This is a genomic window from Fortiea sp. LEGE XX443 (genome assembly GCF_015206815.1).
Classification (GTDB): domain Bacteria; phylum Cyanobacteriota; class Cyanobacteriia; order Cyanobacteriales; family Nostocaceae; genus Nostoc_B.
In genome coordinates this window covers 43,890-64,666 of the sequence record NZ_JADEXZ010000012.1, presented here as the reverse complement: position 1 = coordinate 64,666, position 20,777 = coordinate 43,890, and the positions used below count along the sequence as shown (strand labels likewise).

10 protein-coding genes are annotated in these 20,777 nt (G+C 39.8%); 2 read left to right on the top strand and 8 right to left on the bottom strand.

Annotated elements, in window-relative coordinates; translation table 11 throughout:
- Positions 1-140 precede the first annotated feature (140 nt).
- The 4 genes from IQ259_RS07440 to IQ259_RS07425 all read right to left on the bottom strand — a co-directional run bounded on the left by IQ259_RS07440 (position 141) and on the right by IQ259_RS07425 (position 12,444).
- Positions 141-4,679 (bottom strand): type I polyketide synthase, encoded by a 4,539-nt coding sequence (locus IQ259_RS07440; protein ID WP_193883170.1) that lies wholly within the window; start codon positions 4,677-4,679, stop codon positions 141-143.
- A gap of 17 nt (positions 4,680-4,696) precedes the next feature.
- The gene (locus tag IQ259_RS07435) at positions 4,697-9,994 is read right to left on the bottom strand and encodes a non-ribosomal peptide synthetase (RefSeq protein WP_193883168.1); all 5,298 of its coding nucleotides are present in this window, start codon (positions 9,992-9,994) and stop codon (positions 4,697-4,699) included.
- 751 nt (positions 9,995-10,745) lie between these two features.
- Positions 10,746-11,672, bottom strand: coding sequence for a phosphorylase (locus IQ259_RS07430; RefSeq protein ID WP_193883167.1), 927 nt, complete (start codon positions 11,670-11,672; stop codon positions 10,746-10,748).
- 25 nt (positions 11,673-11,697) lie between these two features.
- Entirely contained in the window at positions 11,698-12,444 is a 747-nt protein-coding gene (locus IQ259_RS07425; protein WP_193883165.1) for a Uma2 family endonuclease, read from the bottom strand.
- A 189-nt stretch (positions 12,445-12,633) separates the two neighbouring features.
- On the opposite strand from IQ259_RS07425, the gene IQ259_RS07420 reads away from it, so the two are divergent.
- Positions 12,634-13,833: an argininosuccinate synthase gene (locus tag IQ259_RS07420; RefSeq protein WP_193883163.1), complete on the top strand. Its 1,200-nt coding sequence runs from the start codon at positions 12,634-12,636 to the stop codon at positions 13,831-13,833.
- 250 nt (positions 13,834-14,083) lie between these two features.
- Here IQ259_RS07420 and IQ259_RS07415 read toward each other — a convergent pair whose 3' ends face one another.
- Both IQ259_RS07415 and IQ259_RS07410 read right to left on the bottom strand, forming a co-directional pair.
- Complete coding sequence (locus tag IQ259_RS07415) at positions 14,084-15,844, bottom strand: serine/threonine-protein kinase (RefSeq protein ID WP_193883161.1); 1,761 nt, start codon at positions 15,842-15,844, stop codon at positions 14,084-14,086.
- 469 nt (positions 15,845-16,313) lie between these two features.
- Positions 16,314-16,979: a PEP-CTERM sorting domain-containing protein gene (locus tag IQ259_RS07410; RefSeq protein WP_228014417.1), complete on the bottom strand. Its 666-nt coding sequence runs from the start codon at positions 16,977-16,979 to the stop codon at positions 16,314-16,316.
- Positions 16,980-17,701: 722 nt separating this feature from the next.
- Here IQ259_RS07410 and IQ259_RS07405 point away from each other — a divergent pair.
- Positions 17,702-18,145 (top strand): aspartyl protease family protein, encoded by a 444-nt coding sequence (locus IQ259_RS07405; protein ID WP_228014416.1) that lies wholly within the window; start codon positions 17,702-17,704, stop codon positions 18,143-18,145.
- Between the two features lie 175 nt (positions 18,146-18,320).
- On the opposite strand, the gene IQ259_RS07400 is transcribed toward IQ259_RS07405, so the two are convergent.
- Entirely contained in the window at positions 18,321-19,874 is a 1,554-nt protein-coding gene (locus IQ259_RS07400) for a YcjF family protein (protein ID WP_193883159.1), read from the bottom strand.
- A 165-nt stretch (positions 19,875-20,039) separates the two neighbouring features.
- Positions 20,040-20,666 carry a type I restriction endonuclease gene (locus IQ259_RS07395; protein ID WP_193883157.1) on the bottom strand — a complete coding sequence of 209 codons (627 nt, stop codon included), beginning with the start codon at positions 20,664-20,666 and terminating at the stop codon, positions 20,040-20,042.
- Positions 20,667-20,777: the final 111 nt, after the last annotated feature.

Genomic DNA, 20,777 nt, shown 5'->3' with positions numbered 1-20,777 from the left:
TAAAAATTGTCGTTATGACAAGGCAGGAGGCAGAGGGCAGAAGGCAGAAGGGAAGAGGTTTTCAAGCTACTTTACTTTCCGTTACATAGTTCGGTTTATTTGCACCTTTCTACTTACTGAAATCTTGTAAAACAGGTGATTTAACTAACTAGTGATTCTTGGGATAGTTGTTTTTGGAGTTCTTCAAGGGATAAGTTTTCTACTTCTGCTAATAATTTGGCCATTTCATCAAGTTCTGCTGATTGTGGTTGTTTTTCAATAATGAGATTAGCTAATTCGCTAACTGTTGGTGCATCAAAAAGTAGGGTACGCAGTGGTAATTCCACTTGAAAAGCTTCTCTGAGACGAGAAATAGTTTGGACTGCTAATAAAGAATGTCCACCTAATTCAAAGAAGTTATCGTGAATTCCTACTTTTTCAATTCCGATGAGTTCTTCCCAGATATGGGCAATAGTTGTTTCAATTTCGTTACGAGGTGCTACATAAGTATTTTCTTGCAGAGTGCGTGAATGTCTGCTGGCAGATACTTGACAAGAATTAACTGGCTTTTGAGCAAATGATAAAGATAAAATTAATTGATTAAGTTGCTCAATTCCTGCTTGTAAATCTTGGGTGGAAACTATAACTTGAGGTAGAGAGTTAGCTAAAATCCGGCTAAAAGCTTCTACTCCTTCTAGTGGCAGAATAGCATTTTTTAAACTTTCTTCGCGCCAGTTTTTCATTTCATCAGGAATAATAGTATTAGCTGCCATACCAACTTCTTGCCAAGCGTCCCAATTAATAGCAAGTGTAAATCGCTTATTTTTTACAGTATTCCAATAAGCAAAGGCATCTAAAAAGGTATTGGCGGCACAATAATCTACTTGTCCAAATCCTCCTTGAATTGAACTTAAGGATGAACATAGAACTAAGAAGTCTAAATCGATGTTTTTGAGAACATTATTTAATGTTAGTGTGCCTTGAATTTTGGGTGCAAAAACTTTTTCAGATATTTCTGGTGTTTTGAGTTGAATTATCCCTGCACCAGCAATACCAGCAGTATGGATGACACCATGAATTGTACCAAAGCGTTCTAGAGATTGCGCGATCGCACTTTGCATCTGTTCATAATTAGTAACATCAGCAGTCAGTACTAATACTTCTGCACCTAATGCTTCTAATTCTTTGATTTTTTCAGTTTTAGTTGCTAAAGAACGTCCTAATAAAATCAGTTTGGCTTGTACATTTTTAGCTAGATATTCAGCTAAAACTAAACCGATGCCACCCATTCCACCTGTAATTAGATATACTCCTCCTTCTTTCAACCGGATTTTATCTTTGGTAGCTAGTTCTAATGCAATGGTTTCAAATGTTTGTATCCAACGGTAGTTATTCCGGTAGGCAATTATTGAATCTTTTGATTCTGCTGTTAATTCATCTATCAATTGACTGACTGATATTGGTAGTAAAATATCAACCAGACGACAACTGATATTTGGATATTCTTGGGGAATTACTTTACAAGCACCCAATATGGTTGTTTTTTCAGGAAATAATTCTTCACACCCTGTTATGTCGTGCAGATGATTAGTGATAACAAAAAGTTGTATGGTATCGCTTATCTGTTGTTGCCCAATAGCTTGTGCCAGGTAAACAAGACTATAGAAACCTAGATTTTGAGTAGTTTCCCAAGATAAATTTTGTGATTGGTTAAGACTCCATAAATGGGTAATTGTATTGGGGATTTTTCCTTGTTTTTGCAACTGTTGCAGCAAGTTATGGTAATCATCCACTTCAGCCGGATTGATAGTATATGTAATGCTATCAAGTTGATTAAATTTTTTTCCTATTTTGACAGTGATAACATCCTGCCCCAGTTGTTGTAATTCTTGAACAAGTTGTGAACCTGCACCATATTCATCAACAAAAATTAGAGAACGATTAGAAGTAATATCTTTGGTTTTAACAAGGGGAACTCGTTTCCAAGAAGGAATATAAAACCAATCGGTAATGTTAGAATTTTTCCCTTGCTTACTTTCAACTTTACCTAATATTTGAGTTTGTATTTCTGGCTCAATCCAGTAACGCTGACGTTCAAAAGGATAAGTTGGTAAAGGTACACGATTACGCTGTTCGTAGGTATAAAAACCAGACCAATTTATTTCAACTCCCGTTAACCACAACCGACTTAAAATGTTGAGTAAGAAATTAACATCTGATTTTTCTTCCTGAGGGTGACGTAAAGAAGGTAATACAACCTGTCCTGCTGCTTGTTGGGCGTGTTGTTTGACGAGAGTACACAAAGTACGCCCTGGCCCTACTTCTAACAAAATGCGTTCAGTTTCTTGCAATAAAACTGACAAACCATCGGAAAACTGTACTGTTTGACGTAAATGCTGCGCCCAATAATCTGGAGATGTAGCTTGTTGTGCAGTAATCCAAGTACCCGTGAGGTTAGAAATAAAAGAAATTTCGGGAGGATTAAGTTTGACTTTTTTCAGTTCCGCCATGAATGGTTCTAACATCGGTTCCATCATGTAGGAATGAAAAGCATGAGAAGTATGCAAACGACGACACTCTACGCCTTTTTCTGTAAGTTTTTCAGCAATTTTATCTACTGCATCATGACTTCCTGAAACCACACATAAAGAAGGTGCATTACTCGCAGCTAAAGCTAAATCTTCGTTGAGAAAAGTTTGAATTTCTGCTGCTGATGCAGAAACAGAAAGCATTGCACCTGTTGACATTTGCTGCATTAGTCGCCCACGCACAGCAACCAAAGTTAACGCGTTTTCCAACGACATCACACCAGCAAGACAAGCGGCTACATACTCCCCAATACTGTGGCCAATCATCGCTTGTGGAGAGATATCCCAAGACATCCACAGTTGAGCCAACGCATACTCAATGACAAATAATGCTGGTTGTGCAAATTGAGTTTGCTTGAGTTGTTCTGTTGCTGCTTTTTCAGATTCTTGTGGATAAATAAGCGATCGCAAATCTAATCCTAAATGCGGTTCGAGTAGCACACAACAACGATCTACCTCTTCGCGGAAAGTAAGCTCAGTCTGATAGAGTTCTCGCCCCATATCTACATACTGAGCGCCCTGTCCAGGAAACATGAAGGTAATAGAGCGTTGAATTGGTTCTTCAAAGTGAGTTAATACTTGTTGAGGATCTATATTTTCTAATGCGTTTATAGCTTCTTGGGTACTTTGACAAACCACCGCACGGCGATAATTAAATACCCCACGCCCTACTTGCAGTGTGTAAGCTACATCTGCCAAATTTAAATCAGGATGCTGTCTAAGATGTTGAGCCAGATTGTTAGTAGCAGTTTCTAAGGCTGAATCAGTTTTAGCTGAAAGTACTAATAACTGATAATCTCTGTTCTGCTTCTGCACTTTCATCACAGAAGCAGCTTCTTCTAAAACGACATGAGCATTCGTCCCACCAATACCTAAAGAACTAACTCCCGCCCGACGCGGTGTGGAAGTTGCATTCCATTCAGTTAATTTTGTATTGACGTAGAAAGGGCTATTAGCAAAGTCAATTTCTGGATTAGGCCGTTCAAAATTTAAGCTGGGAGGAATTAATTTATGATGTAAAGCCAACGCGGTTTTAATTAAACCTGTCACTCCAGCAGCAGCATCTAGATGTCCAATATTGGTTTTGACAGAACCGATCGCACAGAAACCTTTTTTCTCAGTTTCAGCCCGAAATACATTTGTCAATGCAGAGATTTCAATCGGATCGCCTAAAGCTGTTCCTGTACCATGAGTTTCGATATAGCTGATTGTCTCAGCTTCAATGTCTGCTAAGGCTATTGCTTCTGCGATCGCTTCTGCTTGTCCGTTGACGCTGGGTGCTGTATAGCCCACTTTACCAGAACCATCGTTATTGATGGCACTACCTTTAATTACAGCATAGATATGATCGCCATCTGCGATCGCATCCGATAACCGCTTTAATAGCACCACCCCTACACCATTACCAATAATTGTCCCTCTAGCTTTGGCATCAAAGGCGCGACAATGACCATCAGGTGATAAAATTCCTCCTTCTTGATGTAAATACCCTGTTTTTTGGGGTACACGAATTGAAGCACCACCAGCCAAAGCCATATCACATTGATAATTGAGCAAGCTTTGACAAGCTAAAGCTGTAGCGACTAAAGAAGTAGAACAAGCTGTTTGGATGGTGAGACTCGGCCCAGTCAGATTTAACTTATAGGAAACACGAGTAGACAGAAAATCTTTATCGTTTCCAATTAATTTCTGGAAACTATTTGCTGAACCAATTTGGTCAATATTTAACTTCAATGGCAAATAGTTATTTAAACTAGCACCTGCATAAACCCCAATCCGACTGTTACATCTTTGAACATCATAACCAGCGTTTTCTAATACTTCCCAAGCACATTCTAAAAATAACCGATGTTGTGGATCAGTCATCTCTGCTTCTTTAGGATTAAAGCCAAAGAAACCAGCGTCAAATAAATCTGAATCTTCTAATACAGCACCAGCTTTTATATAGTTATGATTCTTGAGTAATGATATATCTATTCCCTCCGCAATTAATTCTTCATCACTGAATTGAGAAATTGCTTCAACTCCATCACATAAATTCAGCCAAAACTCGGTAATATTTTTGGCTCCAGGGAAACGCCCAGCTACGCCAATAATGGCAATATTTTCCATAAATTACTCTTTTTCGATTACTTAAAATTCTTTCGTTGCTTCATTAATAATTGATTGCGTTGGTTGAGAGCTTCTCTTTGTTTATCAACTCTTTCGCGCATTTTTCCTAAAGCGGTTGCTGTGTCTGAATTTTTATTGAAATGTTCTGCCAACAACTTAATAGTTGGATTTTGAAAAATTTCGACAACTGATAAATCCCATTGCAAAATTTCCCTAAGTTTATTGTTTACTTGCACAACCAATAAAGAATGTCCGCCAAGGTCAAAGAAATTATCATGAATACCTACTTTTTCTAGCTGTAATACCTGTTTCCAAACCTTAGCTATTGTTTTTTCCACCTCAGATTGAGGAGCTTGATAATTATTAGCTAATTCTGGACGTAATTTATCTGGTGCAGGTAAAGCACGACGGTCTACTTTTCCATTGGGAGTCAGAGGTAATGCTTCTAACACTATAAAGGCTGAAGGAAACATATATTCAGGCAGTTTTTCTTTTAAAAAATTGCGTAATTCATTTACAGAAAATATTGCTGTAGTAACTACATAAGCAATCAGGCGATTTTCATTAGCAATGACTACTGTCTCTCGCACATTGGGATGTTGTGCTACGACAGTCTCAATTTCTCCTAATTCAATACGAAAACCGCGCAATTTAACTTGATGGTCAATTCTTCCCAAAAATTCAATTGTTCCATCCGCACGATAACGGGCTAAATCTCCTGTTTTGTAAAGGCGGTTTTCTGGTAAAAACGGGTTAATAATAAACTTTTCTTTGGTTAATTCAGGTATATTCCAATAGCCTCGTGCCAAACCCAAACCACCGATATATAACTCACCAACAATACCTATGGGAACCAGTTGCAATTGTTGATCTAATATGTATATTTGTGTGTTAGCAATAGGACGACCAATAGATATTGTTTCTTGGTTGGTACGTGGAATTAAAGTGTATGTAGAGTAGGTTGTATCTTCCGAAGGCCCATAGAGATTCAAGACATTGTGAATATTCTCTAGTTCATATAGTTGTTGTACTAACTTATTTAATAAAGGTTCACCTGCAAGATTAATTGTCCTAACCGAAGTAGGTATAGCTTGCTCTTTCAATAAAGCTGCGATCGCAGACGGTACAGTATTAATTAACGTTACCTTTTGTCGTGCTGCCAAAGTCAGTAAAGATAAAATGTTTTCAACTAAGAGGACTGTGCCACCATAACTTAGGGGTACGAATATTTCAAAAACTGACAAATCAAAACAAATGGAGGTAGAAGCTAAAACACTCGCTAAATCTGCACTCAAAAATACTGTTCTTGACCAATCTATAAGAGCGACTGTACTGTGATGTTCGATCGCAACACCTTTGGGTCTACCTGTAGAACCAGAAGTATAAATCACATAAGCTAAGTTGTTTACAGTTATTTGACTGCAAGGGTTTTGCGTTGGTTCTTGGGCAATTAGAGGCCAATCTATGTCCAGACAAATAACTTTATCTGTGTTACTGCCTACTTTCTCAAGCAAATGCCGTTGTGTTAACAATATATTAGCTTGAGAATTATCTAACATAAATGCTAATCGATCGCATGGATAGGTAGGATCTAGTGGCACATAAGCACCTCCAGCTTTCAAAATGCTCAATAGTCCCACTAACATTTCTAAAGAGCGTTCCATACAAATACCAACTAAAGTATCTGGTTTCACGCCTAGATTTTGTAGATAATGTGCTAGTTGATTTGCTTTATTATTTAATTCCTGATAGGTAAGTTTCTGATTCTCAAATACTACTGCTACAGCATCTGGTGTTTTTTCTACTTGTGCCTCAAACAAGTGATGGATACAAGCTGCTTGAGGATAATCAACCTGAGTACTGTTCCAGTCTACTAGTAGTGTCTGACGTTCAGCAGGAGTCAATATTGGTAACTCACAAATAGGCTGATTGGGATCATTAACTACAGCCTCTAGCATGGTTTGGAAATGCCCAACCATTCTGATTATCGTATCTGGGTTAAATAAATCAGTGTTGTATTCTAGTGTCCCTGTCAATCCTTCTTCACCATCAATCATTGATAGCAGGATATCAAACTTGGCTGTCCCTGTCTCAAGTTCCTCAGTTTTCCAGATGCTATCTGATGCAAGAGGATTTTGAAGCACAAACATCACCTGGAATAGTGGGTTATAGCTTAAATCCCGATTTGGTTCTAATGCTTCTACTAACTTCTCAAAAGGTAAATCTTGATGAGTATAGGCATCAATTGCCACCTTTCGCACTCGTCCCAACAATTCTCTAAATGTGGGATTTTCTTCTACATTGGTACGCAATACTAAAGTATTGACAAAACAACCAATTAAGTTTTCTAGTTCAGCACGGTTACGATTAGCAATCGGTGAACCAACAAGAATATCTTCCTGACCTGTGTAGCGGTATAGCAATGTTTGAAAAGCTGCTAACAAGGTCATAAATAAGGTGACGTTTTCCTGCTGACTTAACTGTTTGATTGCTTCAGTTAACTTTGTAGACAATACAAATTTTTGCTGCGCTCCTCGAAAAGTTTGAATTGGCGGTCTAGGATGGTCAGTAGGTAGTTGCAGTACAGGCAGATTTTCGCCTAATTGCTGTTTCCAATAAGCTAAATGCTTTTGTATAACTTCGCCTTGTAACCAATTTCGTTGCCAATACACAAAATCTGTGTACTGCACAGTAATTTGAGGTAATTGAGCAGGCTTTCCATCAGCAAAAGCTTGATAAATTGTAGCTAATTCTTGAACTAGTATCTTGATTGACCAACCATCACCAACTAAATGATGCAGTGTCAAAATTAATATTGATTGTTCTGCTCGCAAGTGCAGTAGTTTTGCCTGCAATAAAGGTGCTTGTCCTAAATCAAAAGATGACTGAGCCTCTTGCAAAGATAATTTTTGCACTTCAGTCTGTTGTTGTTCATCAACTAAATGGCACAAATCAACTTCTGGTAAAGTGAATGCGACAAAATCTGCAACTTTTTGGATGGGTTCACCATTGACTATCTCAAAGCTGGTTCGTAAGATGTCGTGTCTTTGAATAATTTCGGTGAAGCTGCGAACTAATACGGATACATTTAACTTTCCTGTTAAATGAATAGCCACAGAAATGTTATATGTAGCTGTCCCTGGTTGGAGTTGGTTGATAAACCACAACTGCTGTTGAGTAAAGGTCAGTGGATGCTGGTTTGTGGCTATTTCAAATTTAGAGATGGGCAAATACGCACTAGTCAAATTACTATTAACTTGGTTTAGTATTTGGGTGGTTAACTCAGCAATACCAGCACCATCAAAAAAATCAGCTACGGATATAGTTACCTCAAAATCAACCTCTATTCTGTTTTTTAACTCAAAGACTTTAAGGGAGTCTAAACCTAAGCTACTCAAAGGTTGTTGTAAGTCTATCTGAAAAGGCGTTACCCTCAATACCCTTGCTACTAATTTATGTAAATAAGAGTTTAATAACTGCTGCTGTTGTTTCGGTTCTACTACTAGTAATTCTGTGCGTGTCAGAACTTCTGCTGGCTCTATTGTTTGGATAATTTCTAAACTACTACTACCAACAACCTCTAATGTACCTGCTAAAAATCCTGCTTTGGTAGCCCGACGTTGAATTTTACCACTAGAAGTTTTGGGAATGGTGCCAGCTTTGATTAAAACAACTGCATAAACTTGTACTTCATGTTCTTCTGTAATAGCTTGGCGAATAGCAGCCGTCACTTCATCTATATTGGGTTTGGCACGAAATTCTAATTCTTGTACAACTACCAGGCGTTCTTCTTTTTCTACTTCTACTGCAAAGGCTACCACACTCCCTGAACGTAATGTTTTGTGGCTGCATTCGGCGGTGAGTTCAATATCTTGAGGATAAAGATTGCGTCCTCTGATGATGATTAAATCTTTGGCTCTACCCGTAATAAAGAGTTCGCCATTGTGCAGAAAGCCTAAGTCACCGGTTCGTAAAAATGCGCCTTTTTCCGTATCTTGCAAGTAGGCGTGGAAGGTTTGTTCTGTTTCTTCTGAACGGTTCCAATAACCATGACCAATACTAGGGCCTGATACCCAAATTTCCCCAATTTGATTGGGTTGACAACGAGTTAAGGTTTCTGGGTTGGCAATTACAATCTGCTGTTGTGGTACAACTCGACCACAACTGACTAATACTGTGGAATTTTCATCATCAGCAACGGGATCAATTATTTCTACTTGGTTGCGTTCTAAAGCGCTTTTTCGCAGAGATAGACTATTTATTAACGCAGATTTGACGCTACCAGATACCATTAATGTGGCTTCTGCCATGCCGTAGCATGGGTAAAAGGCTTCTGGACGAAAACCGCATTCAGCGAAGGTGGCTGCAAACTTCTCTAGAGTCTCCTGACGAATTGGTTCAGCACCATTAAAAGCCACATTCCAAGTGCTTAAATCTAGGGTTGAACGTTGTTCGGGGGTGATTTTTTCAATACAAAGCTCATAAGCAAAGTTGGGAGCGCCACTGGTGGTTCCTCCATAACGAGAAATTGCTTCTAACCAACGATAGGGACGCTGGAGGAAAGCTGCTGGCGGCATCATGATACAAGGGAAACCGCCATATAGAGGTTGCAGTACTCCACCAATTAAACCCATGTCATGATAAATAGGCAGCCAAGTGACAAATTTACTACTGGATGAATGTTCCATATACTGGCGAGTCACAACAGCATTGTGGAGCAGGTTGCCATGACTGAGCATTACACCTTTTGGTGTGCCGGTAGAACCAGAGGTGTATTGCAGAAATGCCAGTGTGTCTGTATTGATCAGAGGCTCTTGCCAAGCCTCTTCTATACCAGGAAAGAGGTTGTCAGTGGTTAGCCAGTGAATATGATTGATTTGATTGGCAAACAAAGATTGCAATTGAGGCAAAATGGCGGTGGTAGTTAGAATTGCCGCTGCTTGTGCATCTTCTAAAATTGCTAAAATTCTGGGGGTGTTACGTTGATTGCGTGGTGGATAAGCTGGAACTGCTACAACCCCAGCATAGAGACAACCAAAAAAGGCAGCAAGATATTCTAAACCTGGCGGATAAAGTAGTAAAGCGCGATCGCCACTTAAACCTAAACTTTGCAGTTGTGAGGCGATCACCCGACTGTTTTGATCCAGCTGTTCATAAGTGAGGCGATCGCTTTCCGTCTCCCCATCGCCTAAGAATGTATAACTTAGTTGTTTAGCCTGTCGGCTACTTCTGTAACGTAAAAGTTCAACAACAGTAGAAAATTCGCAAATTCCTTCAAAGGCATTACTGCTTTGAGTATTCTGATGTTCAGGCATTGAGATGCACACCTAAATTCTGGAGTTTAACTTTCATCAGCGGTGTAGCCGAAACTGTACTAGCGATTTGTAGATTTCTTGACTAAATCAAATTCGCACACAGTCTTGGCTGAGGATGCGTTTAGCGATCGTTAGAGGTCATAAATTAAGAATTTCATCTCACAGTCTTGCAATTTATTCTCAATACTATCTATACCACATTAACGCTAATAATTCTCTTTTAATTTTTGTTTTTACAGATTGCTATTAAATTTTTATCTTAATTACCCCAGCTTTTTAGAGCAATATCCTTATTTGGACAAGTGTTATGTGGTTGTTATTGATCAATGAATTGCTCTCCCAACTACAGTCAAGACACGATAAAATCCATCAAAACCCTGAGTTTGCCCTAAAATAATTCAGCCAAGAAACTTTTTTAGCACTTGGTCAAGATTATGTATTTTATTATACTGCTTAACAGAGGTTTATATAAGTGCCATCAGTCGTCCAGATTTATTGAGATATATATGCAAAAAATATACACCTCATTTAAGGAATTTTTGATAACTTAATAGTCTAATTTTACTAAGATTAGCGCTAATAAATTTTAATAAGTATCTAGAGCATCGATTCACTAGTCAAAAACCCAACCCAAAATTGCCGTGTAGGTCAGCAGGGGGAGAAAATTCCTCCCCAAACCTCCCTGCCACTACGCAAAGTTCTCGTGGCAGACACCAGAAGAAGCAAACGATTGATCAAAATCGTGGAAAATTTAAGCCTTAGCTATAAACTCTTGCAAAGCAACTTCTTTAAGGATAGTCATTGGGCCGGTGTTTTTCAGAAACTGCATTTCTTGTTCATTGCGTACTAGTAAAGCACCAGCGAATCCTAATGAGTTAACAGAAATTGATTGGAAATGTTCTTGCGATCGCGGTACGATTAACATCCATTCTCTAGTTACTAGCAGATTGTAAGCACCAGATTGTCTGTTACCATCAACTGCATTTATCCCGACAGCACATAATAACTTCTGATATACCTTTAAGATCGCCTCAGCCGAAGTTAACGGAGACTGCAACCAGTTAGGATCTAAAGTTGCAAAAGCATTGACAAAAGGAAGTTTTGGTATAGTTGCTACAGCATCTTCAAATTCTGCTGATGCTAGTAATGGTTCAATAGGTGTCTGTACTTGTGAAGTTGTGAGTGGTAAAGGTACTATTTGCAAGTGCTTGTGTCGCTGACTAGCGCCTGCTGTTTTGCCACTATTGTAAAAAGCTAAACCATTAAAATCAGCTAAACACGCCAACAAAGCAGCAAAATCTTCTGGAGTGAGTAGACTTTCTTGTTCTTCAAAAGCACGGGTGATAATGAGCAGGTGATAGTCAACAACATTGAATTTGTTCAAAATACATACATGAGTGTCGGAAATATCCGCCACAAACAAATCTTTTTCGTAGGGAAGGAAAGGGTTGAACTCCTTTCCAGAAGCAGCGGTTTGTTGATCTCGTTGTTTTTTAGCTGCGTCTTTGCGCTCAAGGTTAGATAAGATTCGGACTAAGAAGTTAACACCGTCTTGCTCGACAAATTCAAACTTTGTTGGTATTGACAGCAACGCCCCGCATTCTAAAGCAAATTTAGTCTTTTCTTTAACACTTGTCCATAAAGTGCCAGGTTTTAGTAAGATTTCTCCTGTAGACATTGATTAGTGAATTATTTAACATTCATCAGTCTAAATTAGGTTCAACACCAAGCGATCGCAATTGTGCGATCAATCTTTCTGTTCGTTGTTTTTCTTGTTCGGCGCGTTGTTTTTCTTGTTCAGAGGGAGTCAATACCCAATTGCCTGTCCCATCATACCAACGTAACCAAGGCTGTTCGGCATCTTGATAGCGCCCTTGCCATACACCCAAGCCTAATTCTAATTCTGTTATCCAAAAGCGTGGTTCTGTCAAGGCTACTTCAGTATAACGACCACCGTTCAATTTAAAGATTTTCAACTCATATTTATAGCGGTCAAAGATTGCGTAGTAGGGAATTCGCAAAACTCGCTCATACACTTCCCATTTCGTGGGCGGTTGTTCAATATCTCGCAAAGTTTGCCCTAAATCTTCTTTTTCCGTACCAGGAGACAGCAATTCAATCACAATAAACGGATTAACACCCTCTTGCCAAACCACATAACTCAAGCGCAGATCCCTTTGTTCATAAAGTCGAGAACCACCCACAACCGCAAACCAATCTGGTCGTTTATACCACAGTGGATGACGCAAATCGTAATACAGAATTAAGTCACTAGCTGTAAATACTTGGTCACTAGGATAATTTGGCGAACGAAAAGTTTCGTCTAACAGACGCGGTTGCAATAAATGAAACTGATCTGGCAAACCAGGCTCCTCTGGATCTTCACTCTTGAGATCATACATTGTTGGTAAGATGTCTTTTGGGGGAAGTGGTGGGTCAGTTTGATACATAGTGAACCAGTCCTGACATTGAGACTCTTAATTTTATTATGGAATTTAGATCAACCAAAGTGTTGAAAATTGAAAATGTCAGCAAGAATTGATATAACTATCCCAGCAAATATGCAGCACCAGGGAATATACTTGTTGGAGTCCGATATAATAATGACTCATTCTTTGTTTTCCTAACTGGAGAAACCAATGGGTCGCGCCAAAAAGGTTGTCCTAGCATATTCTGGTGGTGTAGATACTTCTGTTTGCATTCCGTATCTGAAGCACGAGTGGGGTGTGGAAGAGGTAATTACTTTAGCAGCAGATTTAGGTCAGGGAGATGAGTTAGAGCCAGTGCGAGAAAAAGCTCTAAAATCGGGTGCAAGTGAATCTCTGGTGATTGATGTCAAAGACAGCTTTGTGCAAGATTACGCCTTCGGAGCAATTCAAGCCAACGCCCTTTATGAAAATCGCTATCCTCTGGGAACTGCTCTTGCTAGACCGCTGATTGCCAAGATATTAGTAGAAGCAGCAGAAAAATACGGTGCTGATGCGATCGCACATGGTTGTACCGGTAAGGGTAACGATCAGGTACGCTTTGATGTTTCCTGTGCTGCCTTAAATCCCAGTCTCAAGATTTTAGCACCAGCAAGGGAATGGGGCATGAGCCGTGAAGAAACCATCGCCTACGGTGAAAAATGTGGTATCCCCGCACCAGTGAAAAAGTCTTCTCCTTACAGTATCGATAAAAATTTACTTGGACGCAGTATCGAAGCGGGTGTGTTGGAAGATCCAGCATCTGAACCCCCAGAAGAAATTTATCAGATGACAAAGGCGATCGCAAATACTCCCAATGAGCCAGATTATATCGAAATTGGTTTCACCAAAGGTATTCCTACAACTATTAATGGTGTAGCCAAAAAACCCGTTGAGTTAATTGAAACACTCAACGAGTTAGTAGGCAATCACGGCATTGGGCGGATTGATATGATTGAAAATCGCTTAGTCGGGATCAAATCACGAGAAATCTACGAATCACCTGCAATGCTAGTGTTAATTCACGCACACCGTGATTTAGAAAGTCTCACTTTAACCGCAGATGTCACTCATTACAAACGCGGTATTGAAGAAACTTATACCCAATTAGTGTACAACGGTTTATGGTACAGTCCCTTGAAAGCTGCGCTGGATGCTTTTATTCAAAAAACTCAAGAACGAGTATCGGGAACTGTGCGAATGAAGCTTTTTAAAGGTAACGCTACTATAGTTGGTCGTTGGAGTGATAATACACTTTACACTCCCGATTTAGCCACCTATGGTGCTGACGACCAATTTGATCACAAAGCTGCTGAAGGCTTTATTTACGTTTGGGGTCTACCTACACGCATCTGGGCGCAACAGAATAGATAATTTTAATTATCAAAATCTTTGGTAGTGGCGTGGCAAGGCTAAAATAGTGCATTAATAAACCGCAGAGGCGCAGTGAGGCAGCGCTGCGGGAGGGTTTCCCTCCGCAGGCGACTGCGAACCCGAAGGGAGAACACAGAGATAGAAGAAAAGATTTATTGCCTCATTTAAGGCTAGACACGCCAGTATGTTGGGTTAAGCGATGGCGAAACCCAACAAAAACCACCTTTTAACATACCTAATCTCATCAACCCTACCGAATATTCACTTCTTGCAGTTGATTTTCCAGATGCGAATTAATTAATTTACTTGTCTTTTGTTTAGGAGAAACTATATCAAAAGCTAAATCTTGACTTTGAGTTTGCAGACGTTGCTTTTGAGTATATTCTTGCAGTTTAGTTTGAGCTTGAGCATATACAGTGGTATTTTGGGGAATTTGGCGCAGAAATCTTACAGCACCATCAAAGTCACCAAAAGCTGCTTTTTTGTAAGCGTTTTGTAAAAAGTAAGCTGCTCTAATATGTCGCTTTTGATTATATTCAACCAATTTTTTCTGCACTAAAGCACCAGCAGAGCTTTCTTGGGGAATTTGGCGCAGATACTCTAACGCAGTAGAAAAATCTCTAGCTTCAGCCCTCTCGTAAGCCTTGGTGAGTAAACTTTGTGTCTGTGTTTCGATATTGACTCGTGCTTGTTGAACTAGTTTGCCTATTTTAGATTGCCAATATAAAACTTCTGGAACTAAAGTTCCAGTCTTCAGTACATCCGACCATCTACCCTCATTCAAAGCTTGTTCTGCGAATAAATATTGTTCCGCAGCCTGAAGCCATTGTTGTTCCCACGCTTCGATGGTGGCTTGTGCTTCTGGGTAAACATTGCTGTGGGAGGGAATTGATTTAGCCAGAGCGATCGCTCCTTGCAAATCCCCGGCTTGATAGTTTTCTGTTGCTTTATATAAAGTTTCGGTTTCTGAGTATGCAGGAGAATTATTCAGTAAAGAATAAACACCAAATCCCATCAACAAAGAATTAGCCGCCAGCCCTATTTTCATCCCTGTGAATAGCGGCGATAATTTTTCACAGTTAGAATTTGTCCGAGTATGATCACTCGCACGCACTGCGGCTAATGGCTCATTATATTGTGTTGGCAAAATTTGCGATCGCTGAGTTTCCCCTCTCATTTGTTTGAGTACACGCAGTACCTCACCCGCTGACTGAAAGCGTTCTTGAAAATCATAGCGGATCATTTGGCTGAGAATAGCAGCTAAATAATCATTAACTGGAGTTTTTGGTGAACGCCAAATAATTTCATTACTATAAGGATCAACTTTAAATTGTAGAGGTTCTAAACCTGTTAATGCCTGAACGGCAATCATACCCAAGGCATAAATATCACTATTGGGACGTGTTTGACCAATAAATTGCTCTGATGGGATGTAGCCCAAGGATGTTACAGGAATCCAATGGATCGGCAATTCTGTATCTATAGAAAAATTAACTGACTGGATAGAACCAAAATCAATTAAAACTAGTTTGCCATCAATACTACGTCTGATTAAATTTTCTGGTTTGATATCACAATGAATCACACCTTGAGAATGCACAAAGTCTAAAATCACCAAGACATCTTCTAAAAATTCTACAACTTCGCTTTCAGTCCAAAGACATCCCCACTGTTGATTAATTGGTAGTTCTGCTGTTAAGTCATGCCCTTCCACAAACTCTTGCACTAAATAGAGCCGCTCATGTTCTTCAAAACAGGCGATAAGTTCGGGAATTTGTGGATGACTGCCCAGACGCTTGAGAGTTTCCGTTTCTGTAAGATAATGTAACCTTAATGTGTCTAAATAGCTGTTTTGGCAACTGTTAGCCTTTAGCTGTTTAACAACACATTTGGGATTTTCTGGGTAATCTATGTCTATGGCAGTATATGTCTGTCCAAATACCCCTGCACCCAGATTTTCAACGATTTGGTACCGCGATTGTAGTACTTTACCGATCATGTAGTGGCTCATAAGCTGGTTACTTAGTAAGTCCTTATATAAGTTTTCGGACACCACCTCGTTGTTTCCGGAAGTCCTTGAGAATAAATCACTATAGCTTTTACTACCGTAATCCTAGCTTGTTAAATTTTAAGTATTATTACCAAAAAAATAAAATTATTTTACTACTTGCATTACATATAAAGGTAAATTAGACCTAGAGTTAGAAATATTGTCCATAGTATCGAGAAAATAGCAAATGCGACGGTGTTTTCACGATAAAAATACCACTTACTATTTCCTCCTTGCTTTTAAGTAGCGATCATCAACTACCCCTTTGACTTTAAGGTTGATACAAAAATTATTTGACATTAGCAAGAAAATAAAAAGGGGTTCCTTGCGAAGAGAGAAGGAACCCCTGTGCGTGTTTGCCCAGAAAAATTAGAACTTTGCAATCAAGCTAATCCAGTTTAAGAATTATCCCTGTCTTTCAGGAATGCAACTATGCTACGGGAGCTTTTTGCTTACGCTTCATCAATAAACCCGTAGCACCGATAACTGCAATACCAGCAAGAGAAAGAGGTTCAGGTACAGGTACGGGTGCGACAGTCGCAGAACTGACATTTACTATTCCAGCAGCTATACCGTTACTTGTTAAGAGTAAGCTATCAAACCTTTGACCAAATGCTTCAGCACTGGGTATGCCTGTAAAATCAGCAGGGAATGTTAATGTCAAGTTTTCTATTCCTTGATTACCATTTACACCTACTGGGTTGGTAAATACTAAATTATTCCCTACTACTTGACCAGTATGACCGAGCAAGCTGCTAGAAAATGTTCTCAAAATATTGTTGGAAGTATCCCGTAAATTTACGAGCCAACTGGTCAAGTTGACTTGTGTTGCAGTAGGTAGTTGAGCTATATCTACTTCATAGGTTCCAAGGAAATTACCATTTCCCAAGTCTACAGCTACTCCAGTTGAACCAGAAATAGCTTGAGGCACAAATTGACCAGATAAATTAAAGGTTGTCAAAGTTGCCGCATGGGCGGGAGCATTACCCGCAGTTGCCAACATAGCGATACCAAGGGCTGAAACAGCAGTGGCTTGAGATAGCTTTTTGAAGGATGTTGTAAGCATGGATTGATTTTCTCCAACTGTAGATTTCATAAATAGGGGAAGTGCTGATCAAAATTTTTCAAAGTTACTTCTGTACGAGAGAAAAATCTCTAGCTGTAGAGAAGTTAGACATCACGCAATCACATCAGTTACAACTGATTCAAAATTCAAATTTTTAGCCAGTTTTCACCTCAGCAGTGTATTCTAAGTGATTTCCCTATATTTGCATAATACTTGCGCTTCAAAAAGGCATACTTACACAAATGTACTGAAATCAAAATTATGAGGTCGAACAATTTTTTTGCTAATCTTTAGTTACGTGTCTGTTGCTACACACCTTATCAAGTTGAGGATGAGTACGGTGATTAAGCTTGCTGCCCTTTACATCTCTAATTAACTCCCTGTTCTGTGAGGCTCGATTGATTGTCCTTGTTGCCTTTGCACATTTCTATACTGTCAGTAGGAACAAGAAACGGCAATAAAAATGGGAGTTTTTTACGAAAAGATTAAAATACTAACTTCAGTATTATCTAGGGAAAAATGACTACAGTATTTGAATCTATAAGGATTTACGGCTACTGATGCCAGCAGATGTCTCCGTATTTACGCAAAAATTACTTAGTGGAAAGTTTATAATCCTTGACATTTTTTTTTGCTGTGATAATCCTGACATCAGCAAAGTAATGGGCAGAGACAACTATAATCCAGAGTGGGGCGATCGCATAATTTGGAAAGTTATGCAGGATAAAATCTCCACCAGTCAGGAGTAGAATATGACCGCAATACGTACTCAAGAAATGGGAATTGTCACCACTACAATCATCGTCTCCAATTTAGTTGATGAAATTTTGGCAGAAAGAGGATTTATTCAACACGAACAGGTTCGCTCTATTACTTTAAATAATGTTTTAGTTGATACAGGCGCAACTCGCCTTTGTTTACCTAGGGATATAATTGCCCAGCTTGGCTTACCATTTGCTAACCAAATTGATGTGAAAACCGCCGCAGGAATCTGCACAACTAGACTTTTTAAACGAGTGAGTCTGACAGTAGCAGGAAGACATGGAGAATTTACTTGCACTGAATTACCAGGAGGCGAAGACCCGCTACTTGGCTTAATTCCACTTGAAGAATTGGGTTTACAACCTGATGTGATTCATCAAAAACTAATTGCACTACCAGAAACTGGGAAAGATACTTATCATCTGATTTTATAAAGTGCTATGAGGGCATGGCTGCGCTTAGAGCGGTAGCGGGAGTTGAGCAGCGTGCTGAGTAAAAAATACTAGTACAATAAGGCAAAAGTAAAAAGAAAGAGTACTCATACCGAAAGCTTTTTACCCATTTCAAATAGTCTGCTTATTTCCGCCAAGCTGTACTAGTCTCTAGTTCCTAGTCCCTAACCTCTTCATCTTGTTCAATGGCTTCCGCTTTGTCTTGTAGAGGTTTGACAACTCTGGCGATCGCTTCTTGAATAAAAGCTTTGATAAACTCATCTCGGCGATTCATTTGAAACTGTCGCTGTACTACCTCAGTCATTCCCCCATCGCCCCAATCTTGATCATGGCGAAAATACTCAATAAAACTTTTCCCCGCAATTCGCGTTAAATATGCAGCTGTCACGCCTTGAATCGCTCTACCAATAATAAATGTGGCAACATTTAGTTGCAAAGCAGTAGACACTAATTGAATCGCGCCTTTGACTATCCCCAAACTGGCAATAGTTTTCGCCAAAGATAGAGCTAACTCCCGTCCTCGTTCCATGTTCAACTCACAGCCGTAGACTCTGCCAATTTCCACAACCATTTGGGCATTGACGGCGGCTGTCGCTAGTAAATCGACTACTGGTAAAGGTGTGACTGAGACGACACCAGCCCCAATCCACTGAAACCGCTCAACAATTTTATCTGCTTGACGACGACGTTGGGCATCAATGAGTTTACGTGCTTCTTCCCCTAGGCGGAGAGATTGCAGCAAAATGTTATCTGCTACCAAATCTTCACCCTCAGCCCGTAAAACAGCCGCCATTCGCCGCAGCAACGGCACAATATCGGGTTCTGGTTCAAAAAGTTCGCCTGTTTCTAGTTGAGCAGATTGGGGATTAGCTGCGATCGCCACAACATCGTTAGAAGCAATAAAGCCCCGGACTCGTTCTCGCAACCGCGCCAGAATCACTTCTTTATTTTCATCTGTGTAGAGGTCAGTTTTGTTGAGAACCAAAAGCGATCGCTTGCCAATTTCTGCTAAACCCCGCAATGGTTCATATTCGGAGCGACGTAAGTCATTATCCACCACAAACAACAACAAATCTGCGGCTGTCGCCAATTCCCTGGCTAACTGCTCCCGTTCTGTTCCTGCTACTCCTGCTTCTAAAATTCCTGGTGTGTCGGTAATTAAAATTTTGCGTTCCAATCCCTTCAACCGCAGACAATAAGTTTCGCCTACCGTAGTTGTACCCATTGGTGCATTTACCTGACCTACCATTCGCCCCATAATTGCATTGACGAGGGAAGTTTTACCTGCACTTCCCGTACCAAATACTACAACTTGAATTTCGCCCCGTGCTAAGTTAGTTTCGATTTCCCGCGATCGGCTTAATAAAGCTTGGCGTGCTACTTCATCTTGAATTTGCGATACTTGTTGGCGCACAGCCTGGAGAGTGGAAGAAGCCGCATCAGATTTGACTGCTGGAATTTGCGCTGGTGTAACTCGCCTGCGGTTTTGGCGGGAACGTTTTTCCCCACGCTGAAGCATCAATACGTAATAAACAAAAGCCGCAACTAAACCGCCAATCAAAACAACCAGCAGCAACAGCAGCAAATTGCCCAGCAACGGCGAATAAGACAATTGCCAATACAGGCGCGATAGGGAATCTATCAGCCATAGGCTCAGTGCCAAAATGACGATTAGACCAACAATTAGCGTTACTATGCGCGATAAAGGCATGGGTAGCGGTAGTTAGTATTCAATGGGCTGATGCTTTTAATCTTAATAGTTTCAGTGGTTTTCCAACATCCTCCCACCGCCAGCCGGAAAAGCGATCGTCAATCTATAGGACTCATATTTGATTTCTGAACAAAACTCAGTACACTTTTTCTTCAGTCGGGAATGCTACAACAAAATTAATTCACTAAATCTTTTCAGTACACTTAAAACCTGTTGAAATTCATTTTGTTTTTCTATTGATAAAGCATCGGAACGAGCATATTTTGGCTTTTGTGCCTGAACTAGCTTAATAAAAACAAACTCTCTACCGTTGACAAGTAACCCAAAAGTTGGTTGGTCAACGTTGGGAGTGTCAAGCATATAAGCAAGTGCTTGGGGTAGCGCAGACATCACATCAAATTTAGTACTTTTAGATTCAATAACGAGTATCCAAAGTCTTTTATTTACTACTAAAACATCAATACTGCCTTTAACGATCACGCTTTCATCTACAGCCGAAATTTCAGTAGAAGTTTCTGTTTCAATCTCGAAAGTAGGTTGATAAAAACCAGCTAAATCAAGCAGTGGAGACAGCACTACCATCTTCACTGCTTCTTCTGACATGAGACGGCGTTTAGTTAAATTTAAATAATTGCTTTTGACTCGCTCTAAAGATGTTTTTTCGATATCCGTTAGTAACGGTAAATTTTCTGTCCATTCTGTGAAAAAATCAATGTTGGTAACTAACTCCAACCCAAAATTTTCCTCCAGTTCGTAAAGACTGATATCCCGCGCTTGGATTGTTTGTAGCATAACTAATTGGGGAATAAGGGATACATGAGTATTATATGGGACTCCTATTTAGTTTTTGAACAACTAAGCTGTCTGGAAGCTTGACATGGAAAGATTTCCTTGCCAGTATAC